Here is a 22,235-nt window from a genome sequence, read left to right on the forward strand (position 1 = left end):
GGGCGTCCCGGCCTCATCCACGCGCATGACGACGACGGCCGCCGCGCGGATGCGCGACGGCCGTCGGATCGAGCGGGAGCGGCTACTCCCGGAGCGTCGTGATGTGCTCGCGGTACCACTCGACAGTGGAGCGCAGGCCCTCGTCGAGGCCGATGGACGAGGTCCACCCGGCGTCGGCGAGCTTGGAGACGTCGAGCAGCTTCTGCGGCGTGCCGTCCGGCTTCGACGTGTCCCACTCCGTGCGGCCCTCGTAGCCGACGACGCGCGCGATGGTCTCCGCGATCTCGCGGATCGTCACGTCGCTGCCCGTGCCCACGTTGACCTGCTCGGGCCCGTCGTAGTGCTCGAGGAGGTGGAGGCACGCGGCGGCCATGTCGTCGACGTGCAGGAACTCGCGGCGCGGCGTGCCAGTGCCCCAGTTCGTCACCGACTCCGCGCCGGACGAGCGCGCCTCGTCGTAGCGGCGGATGAGCGCGGGCAGCACGTGCGACCCCTGGGGCGAGAAGTTGTCGCCCGGCCCGTAGAGGTTCGTCGGCATCGCCGAGATCCACGGCAGCCCGTACTGACGGCGCACGGCCTGGATCTGCATGATGCCCGCGATCTTCGCGATCGCGTACGCGTCGTTGGTGGGCTCGAGGTGACCGGTGAGGAGGCTGTCCTCGGTGATCGGCTGCGGCGCGAGCTTCGGGTAGATGCACGAGGATCCGAGGAACAGCAGGCGGTCGACGCCGTGCGCGAGCGCGGCGTCGAGCACGTTGACCTGGATCCGGAGGTTGTCGCTGAGGAAGTCGACCGGGTAGGTGCTGTTGGCGAGGATCCCGCCCACCTTGGCGGCCGCGAGCACCACGTGCACCGGCTTCTCGGCGGCGAAGAAGGCGAAGACCGCGTCGCGGTCCTTGAGGTCGAGCTCGGCTGAGGTGCGGCCGATGACGTCGGTGAAGCCCTCGGCCTCGAGCCGGCGCACGATCGCCGACCCGACGAGGCCGCGGTGGCCGGCCACGTAGACGCGGGCCGAGCGGTCGAGCGGCGCGGGCGTGAAGGCGACGGCGTCCCGCTCGTCGGCGGCGGCGCCGGCCGCGGGGGCCGCGCTCACGCCTCGACCGCGGCCGGCTCGGCCGTGCCCCAGCTCGCGAGCTTCACGGAGTCGATCCACGGGCGCCCCTCGGCCTCGAGCGCGGCGATGTCGGCGTCCACCATGATCCGGGCGAGCATCGTGGTGTCGACCGTGGCCTTCCAGCCGAGCTTCTCCTCGGCCTTGGTGGCGTCGCCCACCAGGGCGTCGACCTCGGTGGGGCGGAGGTAGCGCGGGTCGAACCGGACGTGCTCGGACCAGTCGAGCCCCGCGTGCGAGAACGCGGTCTCGAGGAAGTCGCGCACGGTGAAGTTGCCGCCGGTGGCGAGCACGAAGTCGTCGGGCTCGTCGGCCTGCAGCATCCGCCACATGCCCTCGACGTACTCGGCGGCGTAGCCCCAGTCGCGGATGCTGTCGAGGTTGCCGAGGTACACGTGGTCCTGCTTGCCGGCCTTGATGGCGGCGACCGCGCGCGTGATCTTGCGGGTCACGAACGTCTCGCCGCGGCGGGGCGACTCGTGGTTGAACAGGATCCCGTTGACGGCGAACATGTCGTACGCCTCGCGGTAGTTCTTCGTGATCCAGAAGCTGTAGAGCTTCGCGGCCCCGTACGGGGAGCGCGGGTAGAACGGCGTGGTCTCGCTCTGCGGCGGGGGAGTGGCCCCGTACAGCTCGCTCGAGGAGGCCTGGTAGAAGCGGGTCTCGATGCCCGAGAGGCGCACGGCCTCGAGCAGGCGGATGGTGCCGGTCCCCGTCGTGTCGGCGGTGTGCTCCGGCTCGTCGAACGAGACGCGCACGTGCGACTGGGCCGCGAGGTTGTAGACCTCGTCGGGCTGGATCTGCATCATCAGCGTCGTGAGGCGCGAGCCGTCGCTCAGGTCGCCGTAGTGGAGGAAGAGCTTCGCGCCGTCCTCGTGCGGGTCCTGGTACAGGTGGTCGATGCGGGACGTGTTGAACGTCGACGAGCGGCGGATGAGGCCGTGGACCTCGTAGCCCTTGGCGAGCAGCAGCTCCGCCAGGTACGAGCCGTCCTGCCCGGTGATGCCGGTGATGAAAGCCTTCTTGGCCATGGATCCCCCCAGATTCTCATGCGGTGCGACGCGACGGCGGCGGGGCAGTCGCCCGGCGCGGCCGTCCGTCCGGTCGAATCTAACGTGACCGCGCCGCTCGACGGCAATCGGGGTACGACGCCGCGCGGTCCGTTAACGACATCGAAACCTCCAGGCACCAGAATGGGGTCATGGGGGATTTGAGCACGACCGACGCTGCGCGCACGCAGACGGCGGACCTGGGGGGCCTCACGGTCTGCCTGGTCGGCATCAACTACTGGCCGGAGACCACGGGCATCGCGCCGTACACCACCGCGATGGCCGAGGCGCTCACCGACGCGGGGGCGTCGGTGCACGTGGTCACCGGGATACCGCACTACCCGCAGTGGAAGCTGCAGGACGAGCGGTACGCCGAGGGCAGGCGTTGGGAGGAGATGCGCGACGGCGTCCGCATCACCCGCGTCCGCCACACCATCCCGGAGACGCCCGACCTCGCGGGCAGGGCCAAGCTCGAGGCGAGCTTCCTGCGCGGGGCGCTCCGCGAGGTGCGGCGCGACACGAGCGAGGTCGTCATCGCGGTCACGCCGTCGCTCGCCGGCCTCGCCGCCGGTGCGCTCGGACGCGGCCGCCGGCCGTTCGGCGTGCTGGTGCAGGACCTCACGGGCAACGCCGCGGGCGAGTCCGGCACCACCGGGGGCCGCGCATCGCGCCTCATCGCGTCGGGGGAGTACGCGCTCCTCCGCCGGGCCGACCGCATCGGCGTCATCACGCCCCGCTTCGGCGACCTGCTGATCCAGCAGGGCCTGCCCGACGCATCCATCTCCGGGCTCCCGAACTTCACGCACATCACGCCGGTGGACGTCTCCACCGCGGCCGCCCGCACCCGGCTCGGCTGGACCCGTGAGGCGTTCACCGTGGTCCACACCGGCAACATGGGGATGAAGCAGGGGCTGGAGTCGGTCGTCGAGGCCGCGCGCCTCTCGGACGAGCGGGACCTCGGCATCGAGTTCGTGCTCGTGGGCGACGGCAACCAGCGGGCCGCCCTCGAGGCGCAGGGTGCCGGGATCCGCTCGCTCCGCTTCGTCCCGCCGCTGGACGGGGACGACTACCCGTACGCGCTGGCCGCGGCCGACGCGCTCCTGCTCAACGAGAAGCCGGGCGTGCGCGAGATGAGCATGCCGTCGAAGCTCACGTCCTACACGAGCAGCCGGCGCCCGATCATCGCCGCGGTCGAGGACGGCGGCATCACCGAGAGCGTCGTGCGCGAGCACGGGGCGGCGGCCATCATCCCGCCGGGCGACCCGGAGCGGCTCCTCCAGGCGGCGCAGGACCTGCGCTGCGACACCGAGGGCGCCGCGGTCCTCACGACCGCCGCGCAGCGGATGTACCAGAACCGGTACTCGCCCGTCAGCGCCCACGCCAGGTACGTGCGGTTCGCGCAGTCGCTGGCCACCCTGGGCGCCGGGGTCCACGCGTGACGGCGGCGCAGGATCCCTCGACCGACGTGCCCGTGATCGACCTGTCACTGGCTCCCGGCGAGAACCAGGCCTGGGACCGCCCGAAGCGCACCGTCTACCTCTGGGCCGTGGTCGAGCTGCTCCTCGTCACGAACCCGTGGCAGATCAGCTCGTCGCTCCGCGTCCGCGCCCTCCGCGCGTTCGGTGCCGAGATCGGCGACGGCGTGGTCTTCCGGCCGCGCACGCGGGTGAAGTTCCCGTGGAAGCTGCGCATCGGCGACCGCTCGTGGATCGGCGAGGGCGTCTGGTTCCACAACCAGGACATCGTCTCGGTCGGCCACGACGTCGTCATCTCCCAGGAGACGATGCTCACCACGGGCAGCCACGCGCACCGGCGCGACATGGCCCTCATCACGCGCCCCATCGTCATCGAGCCGGGCGCGTGGATCACCTCGCGCTGCCTGGTGCTCGGCGGCGCTCACGTGGGCCGCTCAGCGCTCGCGCGGCCGATGACCGTGGTCGCGGGCGACGTGCCCGCCGACGCGATCGTCTCCGGCCCGGACTGCGCCGTCGTCGGCTCGCGCTTCGCCGGACGCGGCTGACGCGCTCGTCCTCCGCGCCTCCGGCGCGCCCGGCGCATCGCGCCCACCTCCTTTTCCGCCGGCGACCGCACCTGCGCGGCGCCGCCTCGAACGAAGGCTCCATCATGAACGGACTCCTGCTCGATCCCTCCATCTCGTCGGCCAACATCGGCGACCAGATCATCCGCGAGAACGTCCTCCGGGCGCTCGACGGCGTGGTGCCGATCTCCGGCAGCCTGCCCACGCAGACGCGCCTGACCCGCACCCAGCGCCGGACCGCCGCCGACGCCGATCTGGCGATCGTGGGCGGCACGAACCTCCTCTCCTCCAACATGCCCTGGTACCGCCAGTGGAAGCTCGACCCGATCGTGGCGCGCAGCCTCAAGCACAAGGTCGTCCTCCTCGGCGTCGGCTGGTGGCAGTACCAGGACGAGCCCAACCGCTACACCACGCGCATGCTCAAGGAGGTCCTCGCCCCCGACCTCGTGCACTCCGTCCGCGACGAGTACACGAAGGTGCGCCTCGAGCGGATGGGCTTCCACGTCGTGAACACCGCGTGCCCGACCATGTGGGGGCTCGACCGGCACAACGGCGTCGAGAGCCCGCGGCCCGCGCAGGCGATCCTGACGCTCACCGACTACAACCGCGACGTCGCCGAGGACGAGTGGCTCATCGCCCTCGCCGCCGAGCACTACGAGCGCGTCGTGATCTGGCCGCAGTCGATCCGCGACGCCGCCTACGCGCGCACCCTGCAGGGCGACTTCACCATCGCGGAGCCGACGCTCGCCGCGTACGACGCGCTGCTGGCCGCCGGCGACTCCGACTACATCGGCACGCGCCTCCACGGCGGCGTCCGCGCGCTCGAGACGGGGGCGTGGGGCGTCATCGTCGCCGTGGACAACCGCGCGCTGGAGATCAGCCGCGACACCGGCCTCCCCGTGCACGCCCGCGGCGAGCGGGATGCGATCCGCGCGACGGTCGAGCGCCGCGCGCCCCTGGACGTGCGGCTCCCGTACGACCAGATCACCGCCTGGAAGGCGCAGCTCCCGGTGGTCGGATGAACGGCGCCCCCGCCCCGCGGCCGGACTCCGCCGCGCCGGCCCTCCGGGTCCTGCACCTCAGCGTGCGACTCGGCGAGGGCGGCGCGGCCGGCGTCGCGCGGACGCTGATGCACGAGCTGGCCGAGCTCGGCGTCGACGGCTCGTTCGCCTACGGCTACGGCCCCGGCGGTCGCGACTCCGGCGGCGCGGACGCCGACGCGTCGCTCCGCGTCACGTCCCGCCCGCGCGCTGCCGTCAACATGGCGGCGCACCTCGTCGTCGGCACCGAGGTCGTGCGTCCGGCGGCCGGCCGCCGCGAGGAGCTGCGCGCGGCCATCGCGGCCGCCGACGTGGTGCACCTGCACATCGTCCACAGCTACTGGCTGCCGCCGAGGTGGCTGTTCCGCGAGATCGCGGCCGCCGGCACGCCCGTGGTGTGGACGCTGCACGACCAGTGGATCATGACGGGCCGCTGCGCCCAGCCCGGCACGTGCCGGCTCTGGGAGGACGGCTGCCCGCGCTGCCCGGACCTGGCGGCCTACCCGCCCGCCCGCGTAGACAACGCCGCGCGCGTCTTCACCCGAAGGCGCGACGCCATCGCCGCCCTCCGCCGGGCCGTGCCCTCCGCCGTGGTGGCCTGCGCGCACTGGCTCGCCGCCGAGGCCGCGACGGCGGGCTTCGACGACGTGCGCACGATCACGAACTCGGTCGACCGCGCGTTCTGGTCGGAGGCGACGGCGGCACGGGTAGCATCGGACGCACCGCGCTCGGGGGCGCTGTTCATCTGCCGCGACCTCCGGGATCCGGCGAAGGTCGACTGGGACGCGCTCCGTGCCATCGCCGCGGACACGACCGAAGGGCTCACCATCATGGGAGACGACGCACCCGAGGACGCGCCCGGCGCCGCGCGCCTGCCCGCCACCGGCGACCGCGTGGAGCTGGCCCGCGTGATGCGCCGCCACGACCGCCTCGTCTTCACCTCGCGGGTCGACTACTTCCCGCTCACCGTCTCCGAGGCGCTCACGGCGGGCATGCGGGTCTTCGCCGTCGACTCGCCGGCCATCCGCGAGTTCGGCGACCACCCCGACGTCACGGTGGTGGGCACGGGATCCGAGCTCGCGGCGGCGCTCCTCGCGGACGAGCGCGCGGGCGGCCGGGCGGATCCCGAGACGCGCGACGTCCGCCGCTTCGACCCGCGCCGCATGGCCGACGAGTACCGCGCCGTGTACGAGGAGCTGGTGTCCGCGTGACCCGCAGCTACCGGCGCGAGGCGTGGCTGATGGGCGTCGCCATCATCGGCCAGCACTTCATGATCGTCCAGGCGGCCGGCTACCCCGTGACGCTCGGGCTGGTCGTGGGCGTGCCGCTCATCCTCCTGCTGTCGCGCGGCGGGTACGCGAGCCGCCTCATCCTCGCGCTCTGCGCGGTCGTGGCGCTCACGGCGTCGGCGGCGCTCATGACCGGCATGGAGGGCAGCGACCCGCTGTCGTTCCTCCGCACGCTCGCGCTGTTCATCCTCGCGGTCATCGTGATCGTGGCCGGATCCGCGGGCCTGGACCCGGGGTTCATCGGCTCGAGGGCCTTCTCCACCGCGATCTCCGTCACCCTGCTGCTGGTCGTCGGCCTGTCCGTCCTCCAGGTGGCCGCGGGGACGCTCGGCAGCGAGGCGCTCTTCAATCCGTTCGGGCGCTTCCAGTACCTGTACGAGTACCAGCCCTACCTCCAGTTCAACCCCGTCCCGCGCGCGCAGGGCTTCTTCCTGGAGCCGTCCTACGACGCGTTCGTCATCGGGACCCTCACGCTCATCTCGCTGCTCACCGGCCGCCACTTCCGCGGCACCATCGCGGTCGGCATCCTCGGCGTCCTCATGTCGCGCTCCGCGACGGGGCTCCTGCTCCTGCTCATCATCGGCGTCGTCGTCGCGCTCCGCTCCCGACCCGGCGCGAGCATCGTCGTCCTCAGCGGCCTCGCGGTGGTGGGCGTCGCCAGCGGCACCTACCTCCAGTCGCGCCTGGAGAGCTTCAGCACCTCCGGATCCAGCACGAACTACCGGCTCGTGGCGCCGCTGCAGGTCCTCGGGGACACGCTGCTGCACACGCCCATCGGCCACGCCCTCGGCTCGGTGTCGAACATCCTGCTGGGCTACGACCTGTACAACGGCGCGGAGCTCGGCACCTCGCTCGACAACGGCCTCTACGTGCTCGTGTTCTACTTCGGCTGGATCGGGCTGGTGCTCATCGCGGCCCTCGCCGTCATGGCGCTGCGGGCGATGCTGCGCAGCGGCCGCTCCACCTGGGGAGCCGTGGCCCCGCTGTGGCTCTTCGGGACCCTATTCTTCTCCGGCGGGATCATGCTGCCCGAGTACGCCGTCATGACCGCCCTCCTCATCGCGACGCTCGTCGCCTGCAACGAAAGACTGGTCGCTCCCCATGCCGGTACCCCCTCCGCTCCTGTCCGTCGTCGTGGTCACCTTCCGGGACCTGCCGGGGCTCGGAAGCACGCTCCGGTCGGTGCGCCAGCTCGTCCATGACGCGGGCGACGCGATCGAGGTCATCGTCGTCGACGGCGGGACGGGGGAGGGGCTCGACGACGTCGTGACCTCGTCGGGCGTCCCGGTCGACCTCTCGAGCGGGCCCGACGACGGCATCTACGACGCGATGAACGAGGGCATCTCCCGCTCGACGGGCAGGTTCGTCTGGTTCCTCAACGGCGGCGACCGATCCCACGTCGAGTCCTGGGAGATGCTGTCCGGCATCCTGCGGGCCGCGGACGACGACGAGCTGCTCCTCGGCGACTACCTGCTCGACACCGGGCGCGGCGAGATCCTGCGGAAGGCCCGGCCGCCCATCTACATCCACCACGGGCTGCCCACCTCGCATCAGGCGATCCTGTACCCCGGCTCCCGGATCCGCGGCGCCCGCTACGACCTCCGCTTCCGCGTCGTCGGCGACTACGAGCTCACGGCCCGGCTGCTGCGATCGGGCGTCCGCCCGGTCGTCGTGCACGTGCCCCTCGCGGTCTTCGCGGCCGGCGGCATGTCGCAGGTGCGCGCCAAGGAGATCGCCGTCGAGGCCGCGAGGGTGCAGGCGGAGACGCTGCGCACGCCCGTGCCGGTCCGCTGGGCGAGCCGGGCGCTGCACGCGGCGAGCCGCATCCGCCGCACGGTGCAGACGTCGTGAGCGCCCCCGACGAGCGCGGCCGCTGGGCCGCCGACCGCGCGCGCTACGGCCGCGGGGCGTGGCTCCTGCAGCCGTCCTTCTGGGCCGTCTCCGTCTACCGGTACGGACGCTGGTCGCGCACGTGCTCGCGGGCCGTGCGCCTGCCCGCCCACGTGCTGTACGTCGGGCTCTACAGCGTGGTGCGGCTCGTGACGGGCATCGACATCCCGCGGTCGGTCGACATCGGGCCGGGCATCATGATCCACCACTTCGGCACGGTCATCGTCCACCCGCAGGCGCGCATCGGCGCACGCTTCACGATGCGTCACGGGGTCACCATCGGCGCCAAGAAGGGCGACGACGTCCCGGTCATCGGCGACGACGTGCAGGTGGGCGCCTTCGCGCAGATCCTCGGTCCCATCCACGTGGGCGACGGCAGCACCATCGGCGCCATGACCCTGGTGCTGCGCGACGTCCCCGCAGGCGCCACCGTCGTCGGCGTCCCGGGACGCGTGCTGTGACCGGACCCCGCGCCGCCACCCGGCCGAGCGCGCGATGAGCGTCGACGACCGCGCGGCCCGGGGCGCCCGGAGCCGCGACTCCTCGGTGTGGCCGCTCGCCGCGCAGGCCATCATCGCCGCCGTCGGCCTCGTCGCCGCGACGCTCGCCGCCCGGCTCCTGGGCCCCTCCGACTACGGCGTCTACTTCCTCGCCCTCACCGTCACGGCGTGCGTCGCGGTCCTGTTCGACATCTGCGTCCCGCAGGCCGTGCTCACGCACACCCCCGGCTACCTCGAATCCGCGCGAACCTGGCGCCGCATGGCCGTGGTCGTCGCCGCGGCCGCCGCGGCGCTCACGGCCGCCGTCGCGCTCGTGGTCGGCACATCCCTCGACGCCGACGCGATGTGGATCGTCCTCTGCGCCGCGCTGCCCGTCACGATGGCGTCCATGACGCCCCGCGCCTTCCTCATCGCGGCCCGGCAGCTCCGCTACGTCTCGCTCGTCGACCTCTCGAGCGTGCTCGTCGGCAACGTCGTCGCGATCGGCGCCCTCGTCCTCACGGACAGCCTGTGGGCTGCCGCGAGCAGCCAGCTCGTCATCGCGGCGGTGCGCTGGCTGGCGTTCGAGGCCGCGTGGATCCGGCGCGGACGGGCCGACCTGCCGGCCCGCGTCCCCGTCCGCCCGGCCGCGCGTCAGCTCTACACGTCGATGCACGGCACGTACCAGAGCCAGCTCGCGGGCTTCGCCGCCCGCAACGGGGACAACCTGCTCGTCAGCATCCTGCTCGGTCCGGTCGCCCTCGCGCAGTACTCGCGCGCGTACTCGTTCCTCATCGGGCCCCTCCAGCAGGCGCAGCAGGCGCTCAATCCCATGGCCATCCGCGACCTCGCGGTGGCACGGCTGGCCGGCCGCGCCGACGACCAGCTCCGGCGCCTCGCCGCGGTCGTGATCGCCGTCGGCGTGCCGTTCGCGCTCGCGATCTCCCTCAGCGGCCCGCACCTCGTGCAGGTGCTGCTGGGCGACGAATGGCGCACGGCCGGCGCGCTCATGCCGCTGTCCTGGGGACTCGCGGCGTCGATGATCGTCGCGATCCCCGCCCGCTGGGCCCTCGTCGCCGGTCACCACTCGCGGGCGCTGACGGTGGACGCGGTCCTCAACTACACCGTGCTCGCGGGTGTGGTCGTCGGTGCGCTCACCGGAGGGCTCGCGGGCGTGCTCGTGATCAACTCGTTCATCGTCTCGCCGGCCATCACCATCACCGCGTGGTGCATGCTCGGCGCCGTGCCCCGTCGCCTGTTCCTGGCGCGCCTGCTGCCGATGGCGATCGGGCTGGGCGGTCTCACCGCCCTCGTCTGCATCGTGGTCGGCGAGCTCGTCGAGTCGAGCCTCGCCGAGACCGTCCTCGACCTCGGCATGGGCGGCCTCATCGCGGTCCTCGCGTTCGCCGTCATCATGCGCCGGCGGCGGCGCGCGTCCTGAGCGCGGTCCCGCTCAGTAGGCCCCCTCGCGCGCCAGCACGGCCTTCGCCGTCTTCCACAGGATGACGAGGTCGCCCACGATCGACCAGTTCTCCACGTAGTAGAGGTCGAGCCGGACGCTGTCCTCCCACGAGAGGTTCGACCGGCCGCTCACCTGCCAGAGCCCCGTGATGCCCGGCTTCACGAGGAAGCGCCTGTGCACCTTCGTCTCGTAGGCCTCCACCTCTCGGGCCAGCGGCGGGCGCGGCCCCACGAGCGACATGCTGCCGTTGAGGACGTTCACGAGCTGCATCAGCTCGTCGAGGCTGTAGCGGCGGAGGAACCGGCCTATCGGCGTGACCCGGGGGTCGTCCTTCATCTTGAAGAGCACGGAGTTGCCCGCGTCCCGCGACTGCTTCTCGAGCTCCAGCAGACGCGCCTCCGCGTCCGTCACCATCGTGCGGAACTTCAGCATCTGGAACGGGCGCCCGTTGATGCCCACGCGCTCCTGGCGGAAGAGGACGGGTCCCGGCGTGCTCAGCCGGATGGTGATGGAGATCGCGAGGAACAGCGGGGAGGCGACCACGAGGATCAGGGTGCTCGCGACGATGTCGAACGCCCGCTTGGCGAAGAGCTTGGTGCCCTCGTAGCGCGGCGTCTCCACGTGGATGAGAGGGAGGCCCGCGACGGGCCGGGTGTGGATGCGGGGACCGCCGATGTCGGTGAGGCTCGGCGCGACCACGAGGTGCTGGCGACCGGGCTCCAGCGACCAGCTGAGCTCGCGGATCCGCTCCGGCGACAGCTCGTCGTTGCTGGCGATGACGATGGTGTCCGCGTCGACCGCGCGCATGGCGGCCTGCAGGTCGTCGAGCTTGCCGAGCACGGGGATGCCGGTGCCCGGCAGCGTCGCCGCGATGACGCCCGAGGGGACGCATGCCCCGACCACGTGGTAGCCGGCGTAGGGCTGGCGCGCGAGCTCGCGGGCCAGGAAGCCCGTCGACGCCTCGGATCCGATCAGCAGCACGCGGGACGAGTAACGGCCCCTGGCGCGCTGCACGTTCAGCCACTGCCGCCACATCCACCGGCTGAGCACGAGGGTCACGAGCCCGAGCGGCAGCGCGATGATGATGTAGCCGCGGGCGAAGTCGATGCGACCCAGGAAGGCCACTATGGCGAGCAGCCCGAACAGCCGGACGGTGGCGTCGAGGATCAGCCGGTACTCCTGCGGCCCCGTGCCCAGCACGCGGTACCCGCGGGTGCCGTACAGGCCGAGCGCCACCATCCAGCTCGCGATGATGACGAGCGAGATGAGCGAGTAGCTCACGGCGACGCCCTCGTAGTCGCCGTTGAAGGCGACGTCGGAGGTCTCGAACCCGAACCACGCGATCTGGACGCCGAAGACCACCCAGATGAGGACGAGGAGATCCGTGACGACGAGCCCGAGCGCGTAGGTGCGTCGCCAGTCGTGGGCCCTGAGGCCGTCCGCCTCGGTGAGCGGCCCGGCGTCGGCGCGCAGGCCCTTCGCGGACCTGTCCGTGATGCGCCGACGTGCGCCGGTCTCCCGTGCTGCCGTGTCGTGCGTGGTCTTCTGTTCGATCATCGTCCCCCCAAGCCGATGGTGCGTCCCCCTGAGGCACCGTCGGCTCTTGGGATCGAGACTACAGGCGTTGCCGTCGATGCTCGGCGGCAGGTCCATGACGGGCCGCTTGGAGGGACCGTCGGGGGACAGCAGGGGGCTGGGCGGATCAGATCCGGGTCCAAGCGCCTCCGTCGCGACGCATGATGCTCGCCCGCGGGATCTCGACGAGCCCGGCCGCACGTGCGCGGACCGCGCCCGCGATGCGCTCGGCCGCCTCGTCGTCGTCGGCGGTGAACCGGACCGTGAGCCGGGGCTCGCCGCGGACGACCTGGATGTCGTTCGCCTCCAGGGTGGCGATGCGGGCGGCCTCATCGGCGGCCGCGGGGAGGACGGCGGCGGGATCGGCGCCGGGGCGCAGCGCGCCGACGGTCATGGTGATGCGATAGGAGGGCACGGTCCATGGTCGCGCACGCGCGGACGTCACGTTAAATGGAGAACGGCTCCGACCACATGGTCGGAGCCGTTCTCGGAAGCTCAGCGTGCTGCGCTCACCAGTGGCGAGCGGGTGGCATTAGAGCGGGCGGATGTTCTCAGCCTGGGGACCCTTGGGGCCCTGGGCGACCTCGAACTCGACCTTCTGGTTCTCGTCGAGCGACTTGTAGCCGCCCGTCGCGATCGCGGAGTAGTGAGCGAACACATCCGCGGTTCCGTTGTCGGGAGCGATGAAGCCGAAGCCCTTTTCAGCGTTGAACCACTTGACGGTGCCTGTTGCCATGACGAAATTTCCTTCAAAAAGAGATGCATCGATCCCGGGACCCGGGACCGCGGGTCGCCTGCCCCTCGTGACCCCTCCGGCGGACCGGGCGGATCGTGAGGACCTGACGACTTGTGACCAACCCTAGCGGGTGAAACCGCGCCAGCGGGGGATGCGCGCACATTCCCGTCGGGTGTTTCCCTCCGTGACGCCATGTGGGGGAGCGGCGGGGAGCCCGGCCGGCGATCCGACGTCGGACGTGCGCGGGATGATGGGGTCATGCACATCCTGGTCGCACGGACGCCCTCCGGCGTCCGGCTGATCGACCTCGACGCGACCGGGACCGTCACGGGGACCCGCGACGTCCCCTCCGCCGAGTTCCCCTCGGTGGCAGCCGCCCGCGAGCGGGCCGCCCCCTCCCCGCGCTGGGTCTGGGACGACACCGCGGCGTGGGCCCGGATCCTCATCGCCGCGGGCGTGCGCGTCGCACGGTGCCACGACCTCCGGCTCTGCCACGCGATCCTCCGGCTCTCGACGCAGACCGCGGACAGCGAGCTCGCGCGGCTGCCCGCCGGCCCCTGGGACCGGCCGGCTCCGTCCGAGCGGGAGCCGTCCGCGTCCGCCACGCTCTTCGACGACCTCGACACGTCGGACGGGCGCTCGCCGGACGAGCTGGTCGCCGAGCTCCGTCTCCAGCTCGAGGCGGTCGCGGCGAGCGCCGAGCCCGGCCGCCTGCGCCTCCTGCTCGCGGCGGAGTCGGCGGGTGCCCTCGTGGCTGCGGAGATGTCCGCCGACGGGCTGCCCTGGGACACGGCCGTCCACGACGCGCTCCTGGTCGACCTGCTCGGCGGACGGCCCGCGCACGGCGGAGCGCCTCCCGCGCTCCTGCGACTCGCGGCGCGCATCCGGGAGATCCTCCGAGCGCCTGACCTCAACGTCGACAGCCCGCCCGACGTGCTCCGCGCGCTCCGCCGCGCCGGCATCGACGCCGCGAGCACCCGGCAGTGGGAGCTGCAGGAGATCGACCACCCCGTCATCGCGCCGCTGCTGGAGCACAAGAAGCTCTCCCGCCTGCTCACGGCCAACGGATGGACCTGGATGGAGACGTGGATCCGCGATGGCCGCTTCCATCCCGAGTACGTCCCGGGCGGCGTGGTCACGGGGCGCTGGGCCGCCAGCGGCGGCGGTGCGCTGCAGCTGCCGCGGCAGATCCGGTCCGCCGTCCGCGCGGATCCCGGCTGGCGGCTCGTGGTGGCCGACGCCGCCCAGCTCGAGCCGCGCGTGCTCGCCGCGCTGGCGGAGGACCGCGCCATGGCCGACGCGGGTCGCGGCACCGACCTCTACCAGGGCCTCGTCGACGCCGGCGTAGTGGACACCCGCGCGCACGCCAAGGTCGCGATGCTCGGCGCCATGTACGGCGCCACCTCCGGCGAGAGCGGTCGCCTGATGCCGCGGCTCGTCCGGGCCTACCCGCGCGCCACCGGCTACGTGGAGCGCGCGGCGCGGGCGGGCGAGAGCGGCGCCGTCGTGAGCACGCGGCTCGGCAGGTCCTCGCCGCCGCCGGGCGACGCGTGGGTCGACGTGCAGCAGATCGGCCGTGCGGGCGAGGCGTCCGGCGCGGATGCCGCCCGCGCGCGCACGTCGGCCCGCGACCAGGGCCGGTTCACCCGCAACTTCGTCGTCCAGGGCAGCGCCGCCGAGTGGGCGCTCTGCTGGCTCGCCGGGCTCCGGCGCCGACTCGCCGCGATGGAGCGGCCCGGATCCCGCCCGCACCTCGTCTTCTTCCTCCACGACGAGGTGATGGTGCACGCGCCCGACGACCGCGTCGACGAGGTCCGCGTGGCCGTGTCCGAGGCCGCCGCGGAGGCCGGCCGCCTGCTGTTCGGCGACGCGCCCGTCGACTTCCCCGTCACGATCGCGGTGGTCGACGACTACGCGCAGGCGAAGTGAGCCGACCCCGGACGTGACGACGCCCGGCCCCTGATGGGGCCGGGCGTCGCTCGCAGGTGGGGAGGATCAGCCGCCGGAGGCGACGTCGCCCGAGTGGTCGTCGCCCTCGCCCGTGTTGCTGCCCGACCCGTCCGGGGTGGATCCGTCCGAGCCGCTCTCGGTCGTGACCGAGGTGGAGGTCTCGACGTGCTCCTCGGTGTGCGTCGTCGTGCCGTCGTCGTCGGTCGAGGTGCTCTCGTGATCTGTGCTCATGCCCCGACCGTACGCTCGCGGTGCGCCACGGGGAACCCCGCCCGCCGGACGCGCTCCCGACTTGGCCGGCGCCCCGCTGGCCGCGAGGATGGGTCCATGACCGATCCCGCCACCGCCGCCCCCGCTCCCACCGACCCGGCGGAGGTGCTCGCCGTCTACCGCTCGCGACGCGAGCAGATGGTGGTCCTGCCCCAGGGCAACCTGGCCCTCGTCAACACGCAGTGGATCTCCCATGACGCCGCGCCGCAGCCCGTCTACGGCATCCCGGGCATCTGGTCGCCGCTCGAGCCGGGCGTCTCCGGCCTCCGGGTGCGCGCGACCGCGGCGGACGGTCTGCACGTCGACGGCGTCCTCGTCGACGGCGACGCGATCGTGCGCGGCCGCGACGACCCGCAGCCGTCCTCCGTCGTCGCCAGCGAGACCGTGTCGGCGTTCGTCATCGCGAGCGAGGAGGGGACCTACGCTCTCCGCGTCTGGGACGCGCAATCCGACGCGATCCGCGACTTCGGCGGCATCGACGCCTTCCCGTACTCCGAGGAGTGGGTCGTCACGGCCGACTTCACGCCCATCGAGGGCGGCCGCGCGATGGGCTTCGAGCACCTCAAGGACGACGGCGCCACCAAGGACAAGGTCGTGCCCGGCGAGATCACGTTCACCAAGGACGGCGTCGACTACTCGCTGGCCGCCTTCCGCGAGGGCCGGGCGCTCCTGCTGGTCTTCTCGGACGCCACGAGCGGCGAGTCCACGTACGGCGTGGGCCGCTTCCTCATGGTCGCGCCGTCGCCTGACGGCACGATCACGCTCGACTTCAACCGCGCCTACCTGCCCCCGTGCGCCTTCAGCTACAACTTCAACTGCCCGATGCCGCCCAAGCAGAACCGATTCGCCGTGGCCATCGAGGCGGGGGAGAAGAACGTGCTCGCGAAGGGCGGCGGCCTCCTGCACTAGGTCAGCGCGCGGATCCGCCCGGGTGGCGCGCGGGACGTCCTCGGCGGGGCGCCGCGGCGAGTCCGGCGGGTCGCGCCCCCGTCGCGCGCGCGTCCTCGATGCGCCGCTCGGCCGCGTCGAGGAACGTCAGCCGGGCGGCCACATGCGCCTCCTGCGCCTCCACCGCCAGCAGGCGCGCGATCGTGTCCTCGCCGTCGTCCGCCTCGAGCTCCGAGCGGATCCGCGCGAGCTCGGCCGCTTCGGTCAGCGAGCCGTCCCGCTGGGCCCGCACGACCTCGAGGGCGTCGCCCGAGGGGAGCGAGAGCGCGAGGGTGACCTTCACCAGCAGCTCGTCGCGAGCCCCGACGGGGCCGACGGTCGACGCCAGCCACGCCTCGACCTCCGCGTCCCCGGCCCGGGTGATCGTGTACGGCACGTGACCCGCCTCGTCCGTGGCGCCCTTGACGACCATGCCGTCGCGCTCCAGCCGGTCGAGGGTGTTGTAGATCTGGCCGACGTTGAGGGGCGCTGAGGTGCCCGTCCGTCGTGAGAACTCCGTCCGCAGCTGGTAGCCGTAGCAGGTGCCCTCCGTGAGGATCGCGAGGAGCGCGTGCCGCACCGACATGCCCGCCCCGTCTCCCGGCCACGGCGGGCCGACACCTGGAGCATAGGCATTCCCGGCATGCATCCCGGTCGGACCCGCCGCAGCCGCGTGAGCGCGCTGGGCGACCCGCTGCGGCGCGTCGTGACCAGCATGTTGCCCGCGCACAGGATCACCCGCCATGATGGGACCCGTCGGCGCTCGCGCCGGCCGCACCGGCAGGTGTGGAGCTCGTCCATCGCACGCAGATCGTTGGGGAAGACGCATCTGATCGGATGGAGGAGACCCATGGAAGCACCCGTCGCCAACTCAAGACCGGCTCGAGGAGTGCTCTACGTGCACTCCTCCCCTCGCGCGCTCTGCCCCCATGTCGAATGGGCCGCCGGTCGTGCGCTGGGTCACGCCGTCAACTTCACGTGGGATCCGCAGCCGGTGCTGAAGGGCGCCATGCGCGCGGAGTACTACTGGGAGGGCCCGGAAGGATCGGGTGCGTCGATCGCCAGCGGCCTCCGCGGCTGGGAGCACCTCCGCTACGAGGTAACCGAGGACGCCGGCCCCGGCCGCGACGGCGGTCGGTGGATGCACACCCCCGACCTCGGCGTCTTCTTCGCCCAGACCGACACGGCCGGCAACACCGTCATCCCCGAGGACCGCATCCGCTACGCCCTCGACGTCGCGGGATCCAACACGCTGGAGCTCCACCGCGAGCTGCGCCTCGCCATGGGCCAGGCCTGGGACGATGAGCTCGAGGCCTTCCGCCACGCGAGCGACTTCAGCCCGGTCGTCTGGCTGCACAAGGTCGGCTGACCGAGAGCAGCATCCGGCGCGCGGCTCCTCCCCGCCCGCCCCACGACGAGAGGCCCCGACCATCCGGTCGGGGCCTCTCGTCGTGCTCGTGGCTAGACGCTGCGGAACGCGATGACCGCGTTGTGCCCGCCGAAGCCGAACGAGTTGCTGATCGCGAGCAGGTCGCCGTCACCCAGCGACCGGGGCGACGTCACCACGTCGAGCGGGATGTCGGGGTCCTGCTCCGTGAGGTTGATCGTCGGGGGAGCGGTGCGCTCCGCCAGCGCCTTCACGGTGAAGACCGCCTCGATGGCGCCCGCTCCCCCGAGAAGATGGCCCGTCGACGCCTTCGTGGCGCTCACCGGGATCCCGTGCACGGCCTCGCCGAAGACGCGCTCGAGGGCCTTGTACTCGGCGATGTCGCCGACGGGCGTGCTCGTCGCGTGCACGTTGATGTGCGACACGTCGGAACGCGAGTAGCCGGCACCCTCGATGCTCTGGATCATGGCGCGCGCCGCGGCCGTGCCCTCGGGGTCCGGGGCCGTGATGTGGAACGCGTCGCTCGTGACCGCGCCGCCCACGAGCTCGGCGTAGATGCGGGCGCCGCGTGCCTTCGCGTGCTCCTCGGTCTCGAGCACGAGGGCGGCGCCGCCCTCGCCGAGCACGAAGCCGTCGCGCGCGATGTCGTAGGGACGCGACGCGCGCTGCGGGTCGTCGTTGCGCTTGGAGAGCGCCTGCATCGCGGCGAACGACGCGATGGGCAGCGGGTGGATGGAGGCCTCGGATCCGCCCGCGACGATGATGTCCGCACGTCCCGCCTGGAGGTGCTCGTACGCGCTGGCGATCGACTCGGTGCTGGAGGCGCATGCGGAGACGACGGTCTGGATGCCGGCGCGCGCCCCGAGGTCCATGCCGACCGCGGCCGCGGGGCCGTTGGGCATGAGCATCGGGACCGTCATGGGCAGGACCCGGCGGGGCCCCTTCTCGCGGAGGGTGTCCCAGGCGTCGAGGAGCGTCCACACGCCGCCGATGCCGGTCGCCCAGTCCACGGCGAAGCGCAGCGGGTCGACCTCGGGGGATCCCGCGTCGGCCCACGCCTCACGCGCGGCCGTGAGCGCGAACTGGCTCGACGGGTCGAGGCGCTTGGTCTCGATGCGCTGCATGACCTCGGAGGACGGCACCTTCGCCTGTCCGGCGAAGGTGACGGGGATCTCCCACTTGGCGACCCAGTCCTGCTCGAGGGTGCTGATGCCCGACTCGCCGCGGAGGAGCGCCTGCCAGGTGTCCTCGGCGGTGCCGCCGAGCGGAGACGTCGCGCCGATGCCGGTGACGACGATCTTCTTGGGGGTGGTCATGCGTGGCGTCTCCTCGACGTCGGGAACAGGGGAGGGAGATGGCCGGCCCCGTGATCGGGACCGGCCATGCTCCGCGCGGTCAGGACTGCGCGTTGGTGATGAAGGTGACCGCGTCGCCGACGGTCTTGAGGTTCTTGACTTCCTCGTCGGGGATCTTGACGTCGAACTTCTCCTCGGCGTTGACGACGATCGTCATCATCGAGATCGAGTCGATGTCCAGGTCGTCGGTGAACGACTTGTCCATCTCGACGGTGTCGGTGGCGATCCCGGTCTCGTCGTTGACGAGCTCGGCCAGGCCGGCCAGGACTTCTTCGGTGGACAGTGCCATGTGTATCTCCTCGTGGTTCGTGATGACCGGAACAGCTTATGGGGCGGTGGGGCTCAGGGCAGGACGACGACCTGCGCGCCGAAGACGAGTCCCGCGCCGAAGCCGATCTGCAGGGCGAGGCCGCCCGAGAGCGACGGGTCCTCCTCGAGCAGGCGGTGGGTGGCGAGCGGGATCGACGCGGCGGATGTGTTGCCCGTGGTGGCGATGTCGCGCGCGATGGCGACGGACTCGGGGAGGCCGAGCTGCTTCGCGAACTCGTCGACGATGCGCATGTTGGCCTGGTGGGGGATGAAGGCGGCGAGCTGCTCCGGGGCGACGCCCGCGCGGTCGAGCGCCTCCTTGGCGACCTTGACCATCTCCCACACGGCCCAGCGGAAGACCTTCTGGCCGTCCTGGCGGAGGGTGGGCCACGCGGATCCGTCGCGCATGCTCTTGAGGGTGCCGGTCATGCCGACCGCGTCCCAGTTCGAGCCGTCCGAGCCCCACACGGTCGGCGAGATGCCGGGGGTGTCGCTCGGGCCGACGATCGCGGCGCCTGCGCCGTCGCCGAGCAGGAACGAGATGGAGCGGTCGGTGGGGTCGACGATGTCGGACAGCTTCTCCGCGCCCACGACGAGGACGTACTCGGCGAGGCCCGACCGGATGAAGGAGTCGGCCTGCGCGATGCCGTAGGTGTACCCGGCGCAGGCGGCGGAGATGTCGTAGGCCGGCGCGGGGTTGGCGCCGATGCGGTCGGCCAGGAGCGCGGCCATCGACGGCGTCTGCACGGTGTTGCTCACGGTGCTGACGAGGACGATGCCGATCTGCTCCGGACGGATGCCGGCCTTCGCGATGGCCTCGAGCGACGCCATGGTCGCGAGGTCGACCGCGTCGACGTCGGCCCCCGCGCGCTTCCGGGTGATGATGCCCGTCCGCTGGCGGATCCACTCGTCCGAGGAGTCGATCGGGCCGACGAGGTCGTCGTTCGGGACGTCGAGCTCGCCGCGGGCGGCGCCGAGGCCCCAGATGCGGGTGAAGCGCTCGGCCACGGGCGCGGTCCGGATGGTGGGGCGGGGCTGGTCGGTCATGGGTGCCTGTTCGTTGTCGGTGAGGCCGGATCAGGCGTGCGCGTCGAGCATGTCGATCGCCGCCGGGAGGTCGTCGGGCGTGGAGAGCGCCAGCGTGGGCAGGCCCTTGAGGCCGCGCTTGGCCAGGCCGGTGAGCGCGCCGGCGGGGGCGACCTCGATGAGGCCCGTGACGCCCGCGGCGGCGAACGCCTCCATGCAGAGGTCCCAGCGCACGGGGCTCGCGACCTGGCCCACGATGAGGTCGAGGTAGTCGGCGCCGGACTCGACGCGACTCCCGTCCCGGTTCGTCCAGACGGGGAAGCGCGGGTCGCGGGGTTCGAGCGGCGCGACGGCGGCGCGCAGGGCGTCGACCGCGGGCGCCATGTGGTGCGTGTGGAACGCGCCGGCGACCTGGAGCGGGATGACGCGCGTCCCGCGGAGGGGCTCGGCCTGGAGCGCCGCGAGGGCGTCGGGCGCTCCGGCGACGACGATCTGGCCGCCGCCGTTGAAGTTGGCGGGCTCGAGGTCGAGCTCGGCGAGCCGCGCGAGGACGGCGTCCTGGTCCCCGCCGACGACGGCGCTCATCCCCGTGCGGGTGATCGCGGCGGCCTCCGCCATCGCGTCGCCTCGGGTGCGCACGACGCGCATGGCCTCGTCGTCCGTGAGGATTCCGGCACCCGCGGCGGCGGTGATCTCGCCGACCGAATGTCCCGCGATGCCGGCGACGTAGGCGTCGCGGCCATCCGCGAGGAGCGCATGCAGGGCGACGATCCCGGCGGCCACGATGAGCGGCTGCGCGACGGCGGTGTCGCGGATGGTGTCCGCGTCGGACGTCGTGCCGTGGGTCACGAGGTCGAGGCCCGCCGCGTCACCGAGCTCGCCCAACCGCCGCGCGTGCTCGGGGTGCTCTAGCCAGGACGAGAGGAAGCCCGGCTTCTGGGAGCCCTGGCCGGGGCAGACGACGATGATCATCCGTCCATCCTCCCGTCCGCTGCGAGGTGCATCGGAGTCGACATCCGACAGAGGATCCGCCGCGACATTGTGTCGATGCCACACGCCGTGTGCGTCACCGCGCCGCCTGGCGCTTGGGGCGGGCGCGGCCCGACCCCTGCTGCTTGGGGACCGTCGTGCCCGCCTCGGCGATGCTGCCGATGATGAGCGCGGCCTGCAGGATGAGCGCCTCGCGCGCCCCTGTCGCATCCCACCCGATCACGTCGGACACGCGCTTGAGGCGGTAGCGGACCGTGTTGGGGTGCACGAACAGCTCCCGCGCGGTCGCCTCGAGCGAGCGGCCGGTGTCGAGGTAGCACCAGAGCGTCGCGAGCAGCTCGGTGGAGTGCGCCTGCAGCGGCTTGTAGATCCGGTTGATGAGGGTGGAGCGCGCGAGCGGGTCGCCGGCCAGGGCGCGCTCCGGGAGCAGGTCGTCGGCGAGCGTCGGCCGAGGGGCGTTCCGCCACGACCGCGCGACGGCGAAGCCCGCGAGGGCCGCCCGTGCGCTCCGCGACGCCTCGACGAGGCTGGGGACCTCGTGGCCCAGCACGAGGTGTCCCGCCCCGAACCCGGGCTCGAGCTGCGTCGCGATCTCGAGGAAGGAGACCGGGGGAGCCTCCGGCGCGGCGGCCTCCGGGTCGACGACCGCGGGGGACGCGCGTCCGATGACGAGTACGAGCCGGCTGCCCTGCACGCCGATGAGCACGTCGGCCTCGAGGTGGCGTGCGGTGCGACGCAGCTGGTCGACGTCGAGCACCGCGGGAGCCGTGCCCACGAGGACGGAGACCTCCCCGTGCCCGTGCCAGCCGAGGGCGGCGATGCGCGACGGCAGCTCGTCGTCGTACTCGCCGGACAGGATGCTGTCGACGACGAGCGCCTCGAGCCGGGCGTCCCAGAGCCCGCGGGCCTCCGCGGCCCGGGCGTAGACGTCGGCGGCCGCGAACGCGATCTCCCGCGAGTACAGCAGGATCGCGTCGCGCACCGTGCGGTGCCGGTCGCGGACGCGGTCCTCGACGACCTCCACGGTCACGCGGATGAGCTGCAGCGTCTGCTGGAGGCTCACGGAGCGGAGCAGCTCGCGCGGCGCGGCACCGAAGACGTCGGCGGCGATCCAGGGCGTCGAGTCCGGATCGTCGTACCAGTGGATGAAGGAGGTGATGCCGGCCTGGGCCACGAGCCCCACGGCGGATCGCCGCCCCGGCGGCATGTCGCCGTACCAGGGCAGCGTGTCCTCCAGCCGCTTGAGCGTCGCGCTCGCGAGCTCGCCCGACAGGGACCGGAGCCACGTCAGCGTCTCCGCCTTCGTCTCCCCGGTCTCCACGTCGGTGTCGTGCCGGTCGCTCGGTGTCACG

Annotated in this window: 23 protein-coding genes; 11 read left to right on the plus strand and 12 right to left on the minus strand. The window is 72.5% G+C overall.

Annotation, left to right across the window (positions count from 1 at the left end):
* Positions 1–82: 82 nt before the first annotated feature.
* Positions 83–1,093: a GDP-L-fucose synthase family protein gene (locus KYT88_RS08285; protein WP_043586932.1), complete on the minus strand. Its 1,011-nt coding sequence runs from the start codon at positions 1,091–1,093 to the stop codon at positions 83–85.
* Complete coding sequence (gmd, locus tag KYT88_RS08290; RefSeq protein WP_043586929.1) at positions 1,090–2,142, minus strand: GDP-mannose 4,6-dehydratase; 1,053 nt, start codon at positions 2,140–2,142, stop codon at positions 1,090–1,092. Before gmd ends, KYT88_RS08285 begins: the two co-directional genes overlap by 4 nt.
* A 170-nt stretch (positions 2,143–2,312) precedes the next feature.
* On the opposite strand from gmd, the gene KYT88_RS08295 reads away from it, so the two are divergent.
* The 8 genes from KYT88_RS08295 (at position 2,313) to KYT88_RS08330 (ending at position 10,337) form a co-directional block, all read left to right on the plus strand.
* Positions 2,313–3,599 carry a glycosyltransferase family 4 protein gene (locus KYT88_RS08295; RefSeq protein ID WP_043586927.1) on the plus strand — a complete coding sequence of 429 codons (1,287 nt, stop codon included), beginning with the start codon at positions 2,313–2,315 and terminating at the stop codon, positions 3,597–3,599.
* Positions 3,596–4,180, plus strand: a complete 585-nt coding sequence (locus tag KYT88_RS08300) for an LbetaH domain-containing protein (protein ID WP_043586925.1) — start codon at positions 3,596–3,598, stop codon at positions 4,178–4,180. The genes KYT88_RS08295 and KYT88_RS08300 overlap by 4 nt, the downstream gene beginning before the upstream one ends.
* Positions 4,181–4,284: 104 nt before the next feature.
* Positions 4,285–5,220, plus strand: coding sequence for a polysaccharide pyruvyl transferase family protein (locus KYT88_RS08305; protein ID WP_043586924.1), 936 nt, complete (start codon positions 4,285–4,287; stop codon positions 5,218–5,220).
* Positions 5,217–6,449: a glycosyltransferase gene (locus KYT88_RS08310; protein ID WP_043586922.1), complete on the plus strand. Its 1,233-nt coding sequence runs from the start codon at positions 5,217–5,219 to the stop codon at positions 6,447–6,449. Before KYT88_RS08305 ends, KYT88_RS08310 begins: the two co-directional genes overlap by 4 nt.
* Positions 6,446–7,729, plus strand: coding sequence for a putative colanic acid polymerase WcaD (locus tag KYT88_RS08315; RefSeq protein WP_043586920.1), 1,284 nt, complete (start codon positions 6,446–6,448; stop codon positions 7,727–7,729). Before KYT88_RS08310 ends, KYT88_RS08315 begins: the two co-directional genes overlap by 4 nt.
* Positions 7,710–8,378, plus strand: a complete 669-nt coding sequence (locus tag KYT88_RS08320) for a glycosyltransferase family protein (RefSeq protein WP_237583621.1) — start codon at positions 7,710–7,712, stop codon at positions 8,376–8,378. The genes KYT88_RS08315 and KYT88_RS08320 overlap by 20 nt, the downstream gene beginning before the upstream one ends.
* Positions 8,375–8,878, plus strand: coding sequence for a serine O-acetyltransferase (locus tag KYT88_RS08325; RefSeq protein WP_043586916.1), 504 nt, complete (start codon positions 8,375–8,377; stop codon positions 8,876–8,878). Before KYT88_RS08320 ends, KYT88_RS08325 begins: the two co-directional genes overlap by 4 nt.
* Positions 8,879–8,912: 34 nt before the next feature.
* Positions 8,913–10,337 carry an oligosaccharide flippase family protein gene (locus KYT88_RS08330; RefSeq protein WP_043586914.1) on the plus strand — a complete coding sequence of 475 codons (1,425 nt, stop codon included), beginning with the start codon at positions 8,913–8,915 and terminating at the stop codon, positions 10,335–10,337.
* Positions 10,338–10,349: 12 nt separating this feature from the next.
* Here the strand turns inward: KYT88_RS08330 and KYT88_RS08335 are convergent, their stop codons facing one another.
* The 3 genes from KYT88_RS08335 to KYT88_RS08345 all read right to left on the minus strand — a co-directional run bounded on the left by KYT88_RS08335 (position 10,350) and on the right by KYT88_RS08345 (position 12,669).
* Positions 10,350–11,915 carry a sugar transferase gene (locus KYT88_RS08335; protein ID WP_043586912.1) on the minus strand — a complete coding sequence of 522 codons (1,566 nt, stop codon included), beginning with the start codon at positions 11,913–11,915 and terminating at the stop codon, positions 10,350–10,352.
* Positions 11,916–12,060: 145 nt separating this feature from the next.
* The gene (locus KYT88_RS08340) at positions 12,061–12,348 is read right to left on the minus strand and encodes a hypothetical protein (RefSeq protein WP_043586910.1); all 288 of its coding nucleotides are present in this window, start codon (positions 12,346–12,348) and stop codon (positions 12,061–12,063) included.
* A gap of 117 nt (positions 12,349–12,465) precedes the next feature.
* On the minus strand, positions 12,466–12,669 hold the full coding sequence (locus KYT88_RS08345; protein ID WP_012038298.1) for a cold-shock protein: 204 nt from the start codon (positions 12,667–12,669) through the stop codon (positions 12,466–12,468).
* 258 nt (positions 12,670–12,927) lie between these two features.
* Between KYT88_RS08345 and KYT88_RS08350 the strand changes: the two genes are divergently transcribed.
* On the plus strand, positions 12,928–14,598 hold the full coding sequence (locus KYT88_RS08350; protein ID WP_043586908.1) for a bifunctional 3'-5' exonuclease/DNA polymerase: 1,671 nt from the start codon (positions 12,928–12,930) through the stop codon (positions 14,596–14,598).
* Between the two features lie 66 nt (positions 14,599–14,664).
* Here the strand turns inward: KYT88_RS08350 and KYT88_RS08355 are convergent, their stop codons facing one another.
* Entirely contained in the window at positions 14,665–14,850 is a 186-nt protein-coding gene (locus tag KYT88_RS08355) for a hypothetical protein (RefSeq protein WP_043586906.1), read from the minus strand.
* A gap of 96 nt (positions 14,851–14,946) precedes the next feature.
* Between KYT88_RS08355 and KYT88_RS08360 the strand changes: the two genes are divergently transcribed.
* Complete coding sequence (locus KYT88_RS08360; protein WP_043586904.1) at positions 14,947–15,798, plus strand: DUF1684 domain-containing protein; 852 nt, start codon at positions 14,947–14,949, stop codon at positions 15,796–15,798.
* 1 nt (position 15,799) lies between these two features.
* On the opposite strand, the gene KYT88_RS08365 is transcribed toward KYT88_RS08360, so the two are convergent.
* The gene (locus KYT88_RS08365; RefSeq protein WP_043586902.1) at positions 15,800–16,402 is read right to left on the minus strand and encodes a PadR family transcriptional regulator; all 603 of its coding nucleotides are present in this window, start codon (positions 16,400–16,402) and stop codon (positions 15,800–15,802) included.
* Positions 16,403–16,666: 264 nt separating this feature from the next.
* On the opposite strand from KYT88_RS08365, the gene KYT88_RS08370 reads away from it, so the two are divergent.
* On the plus strand, positions 16,667–17,185 hold the full coding sequence (locus KYT88_RS08370; protein WP_043586899.1) for a DUF3145 domain-containing protein: 519 nt from the start codon (positions 16,667–16,669) through the stop codon (positions 17,183–17,185).
* 92 nt (positions 17,186–17,277) lie between these two features.
* Here the strand turns inward: KYT88_RS08370 and KYT88_RS08375 are convergent, their stop codons facing one another.
* From KYT88_RS08375 to KYT88_RS08395, 5 genes are all read right to left on the minus strand, one after another.
* On the minus strand, positions 17,278–18,519 hold the full coding sequence (locus KYT88_RS08375) for a beta-ketoacyl-[acyl-carrier-protein] synthase family protein (RefSeq protein WP_043586897.1): 1,242 nt from the start codon (positions 18,517–18,519) through the stop codon (positions 17,278–17,280).
* A gap of 79 nt (positions 18,520–18,598) precedes the next feature.
* Positions 18,599–18,847, minus strand: coding sequence for an acyl carrier protein (locus KYT88_RS08380; protein ID WP_012038305.1), 249 nt, complete (start codon positions 18,845–18,847; stop codon positions 18,599–18,601).
* Positions 18,848–18,900: 53 nt separating this feature from the next.
* Positions 18,901–19,914, minus strand: coding sequence for a beta-ketoacyl-ACP synthase III (locus KYT88_RS08385; RefSeq protein WP_043586895.1), 1,014 nt, complete (start codon positions 19,912–19,914; stop codon positions 18,901–18,903).
* A 30-nt stretch (positions 19,915–19,944) separates the two neighbouring features.
* Positions 19,945–20,865: an ACP S-malonyltransferase gene (locus tag KYT88_RS08390; protein ID WP_043586893.1), complete on the minus strand. Its 921-nt coding sequence runs from the start codon at positions 20,863–20,865 to the stop codon at positions 19,945–19,947.
* Between the two features lie 94 nt (positions 20,866–20,959).
* A complete protein-coding gene (locus tag KYT88_RS08395) occupies positions 20,960–22,234 on the minus strand; it encodes a PucR family transcriptional regulator (RefSeq protein WP_043586891.1) in 1,275 nt (424 codons plus the stop codon).
* Position 22,235: the final 1 nt, after the last annotated feature.

The organism is Clavibacter sp. A6099 (assembly GCF_021919125.1).
Taxonomy (GTDB): Bacteria; Actinomycetota; Actinomycetes; order Actinomycetales; family Microbacteriaceae; genus Clavibacter; species Clavibacter seminis.

Coding starts and splice junctions, on each gene's coding strand:
- gmd (WP_043586929.1), bottom strand. CDS start 2,142: ATGGCCAAGAAGGCTTTCATCACCGGCATCACCGGGCAGGACGGCTCG.
- KYT88_RS08295 (WP_043586927.1), top strand. CDS start 2,313: ATGGGGGATTTGAGCACGACCGACGCTGCGCGCACGCAGACGGCGGAC.
- KYT88_RS08305 (WP_043586924.1), top strand. CDS start 4,285: ATGAACGGACTCCTGCTCGATCCCTCCATCTCGTCGGCCAACATCGGC.
- KYT88_RS08310 (WP_043586922.1), top strand. CDS start 5,217: ATGAACGGCGCCCCCGCCCCGCGGCCGGACTCCGCCGCGCCGGCCCTC.
- KYT88_RS08330 (WP_043586914.1), top strand. CDS start 8,913: ATGAGCGTCGACGACCGCGCGGCCCGGGGCGCCCGGAGCCGCGACTCC.
- KYT88_RS08335 (WP_043586912.1), bottom strand. CDS start 11,915: ATGATCGAACAGAAGACCACGCACGACACGGCAGCACGGGAGACCGGC.
- KYT88_RS08345 (WP_012038298.1), bottom strand. CDS start 12,669: ATGGCAACAGGCACCGTCAAGTGGTTCAACGCTGAAAAGGGCTTCGGC.
- KYT88_RS08350 (WP_043586908.1), top strand. CDS start 12,928: ATGCACATCCTGGTCGCACGGACGCCCTCCGGCGTCCGGCTGATCGAC.
- KYT88_RS08355 (WP_043586906.1), bottom strand. CDS start 14,850: ATGAGCACAGATCACGAGAGCACCTCGACCGACGACGACGGCACGACG.
- KYT88_RS08360 (WP_043586904.1), top strand. CDS start 14,947: ATGACCGATCCCGCCACCGCCGCCCCCGCTCCCACCGACCCGGCGGAG.
- KYT88_RS08365 (WP_043586902.1), bottom strand. CDS start 16,402: ATGTCGGTGCGGCACGCGCTCCTCGCGATCCTCACGGAGGGCACCTGC.
- KYT88_RS08370 (WP_043586899.1), top strand. CDS start 16,667: ATGGAAGCACCCGTCGCCAACTCAAGACCGGCTCGAGGAGTGCTCTAC.
- KYT88_RS08375 (WP_043586897.1), bottom strand. CDS start 18,519: ATGACCACCCCCAAGAAGATCGTCGTCACCGGCATCGGCGCGACGTCT.
- KYT88_RS08380 (WP_012038305.1), bottom strand. CDS start 18,847: ATGGCACTGTCCACCGAAGAAGTCCTGGCCGGCCTGGCCGAGCTCGTC.
- KYT88_RS08385 (WP_043586895.1), bottom strand. CDS start 19,914: ATGACCGACCAGCCCCGCCCCACCATCCGGACCGCGCCCGTGGCCGAG.
- KYT88_RS08390 (WP_043586893.1), bottom strand. CDS start 20,865: ATGATCATCGTCGTCTGCCCCGGCCAGGGCTCCCAGAAGCCGGGCTTC.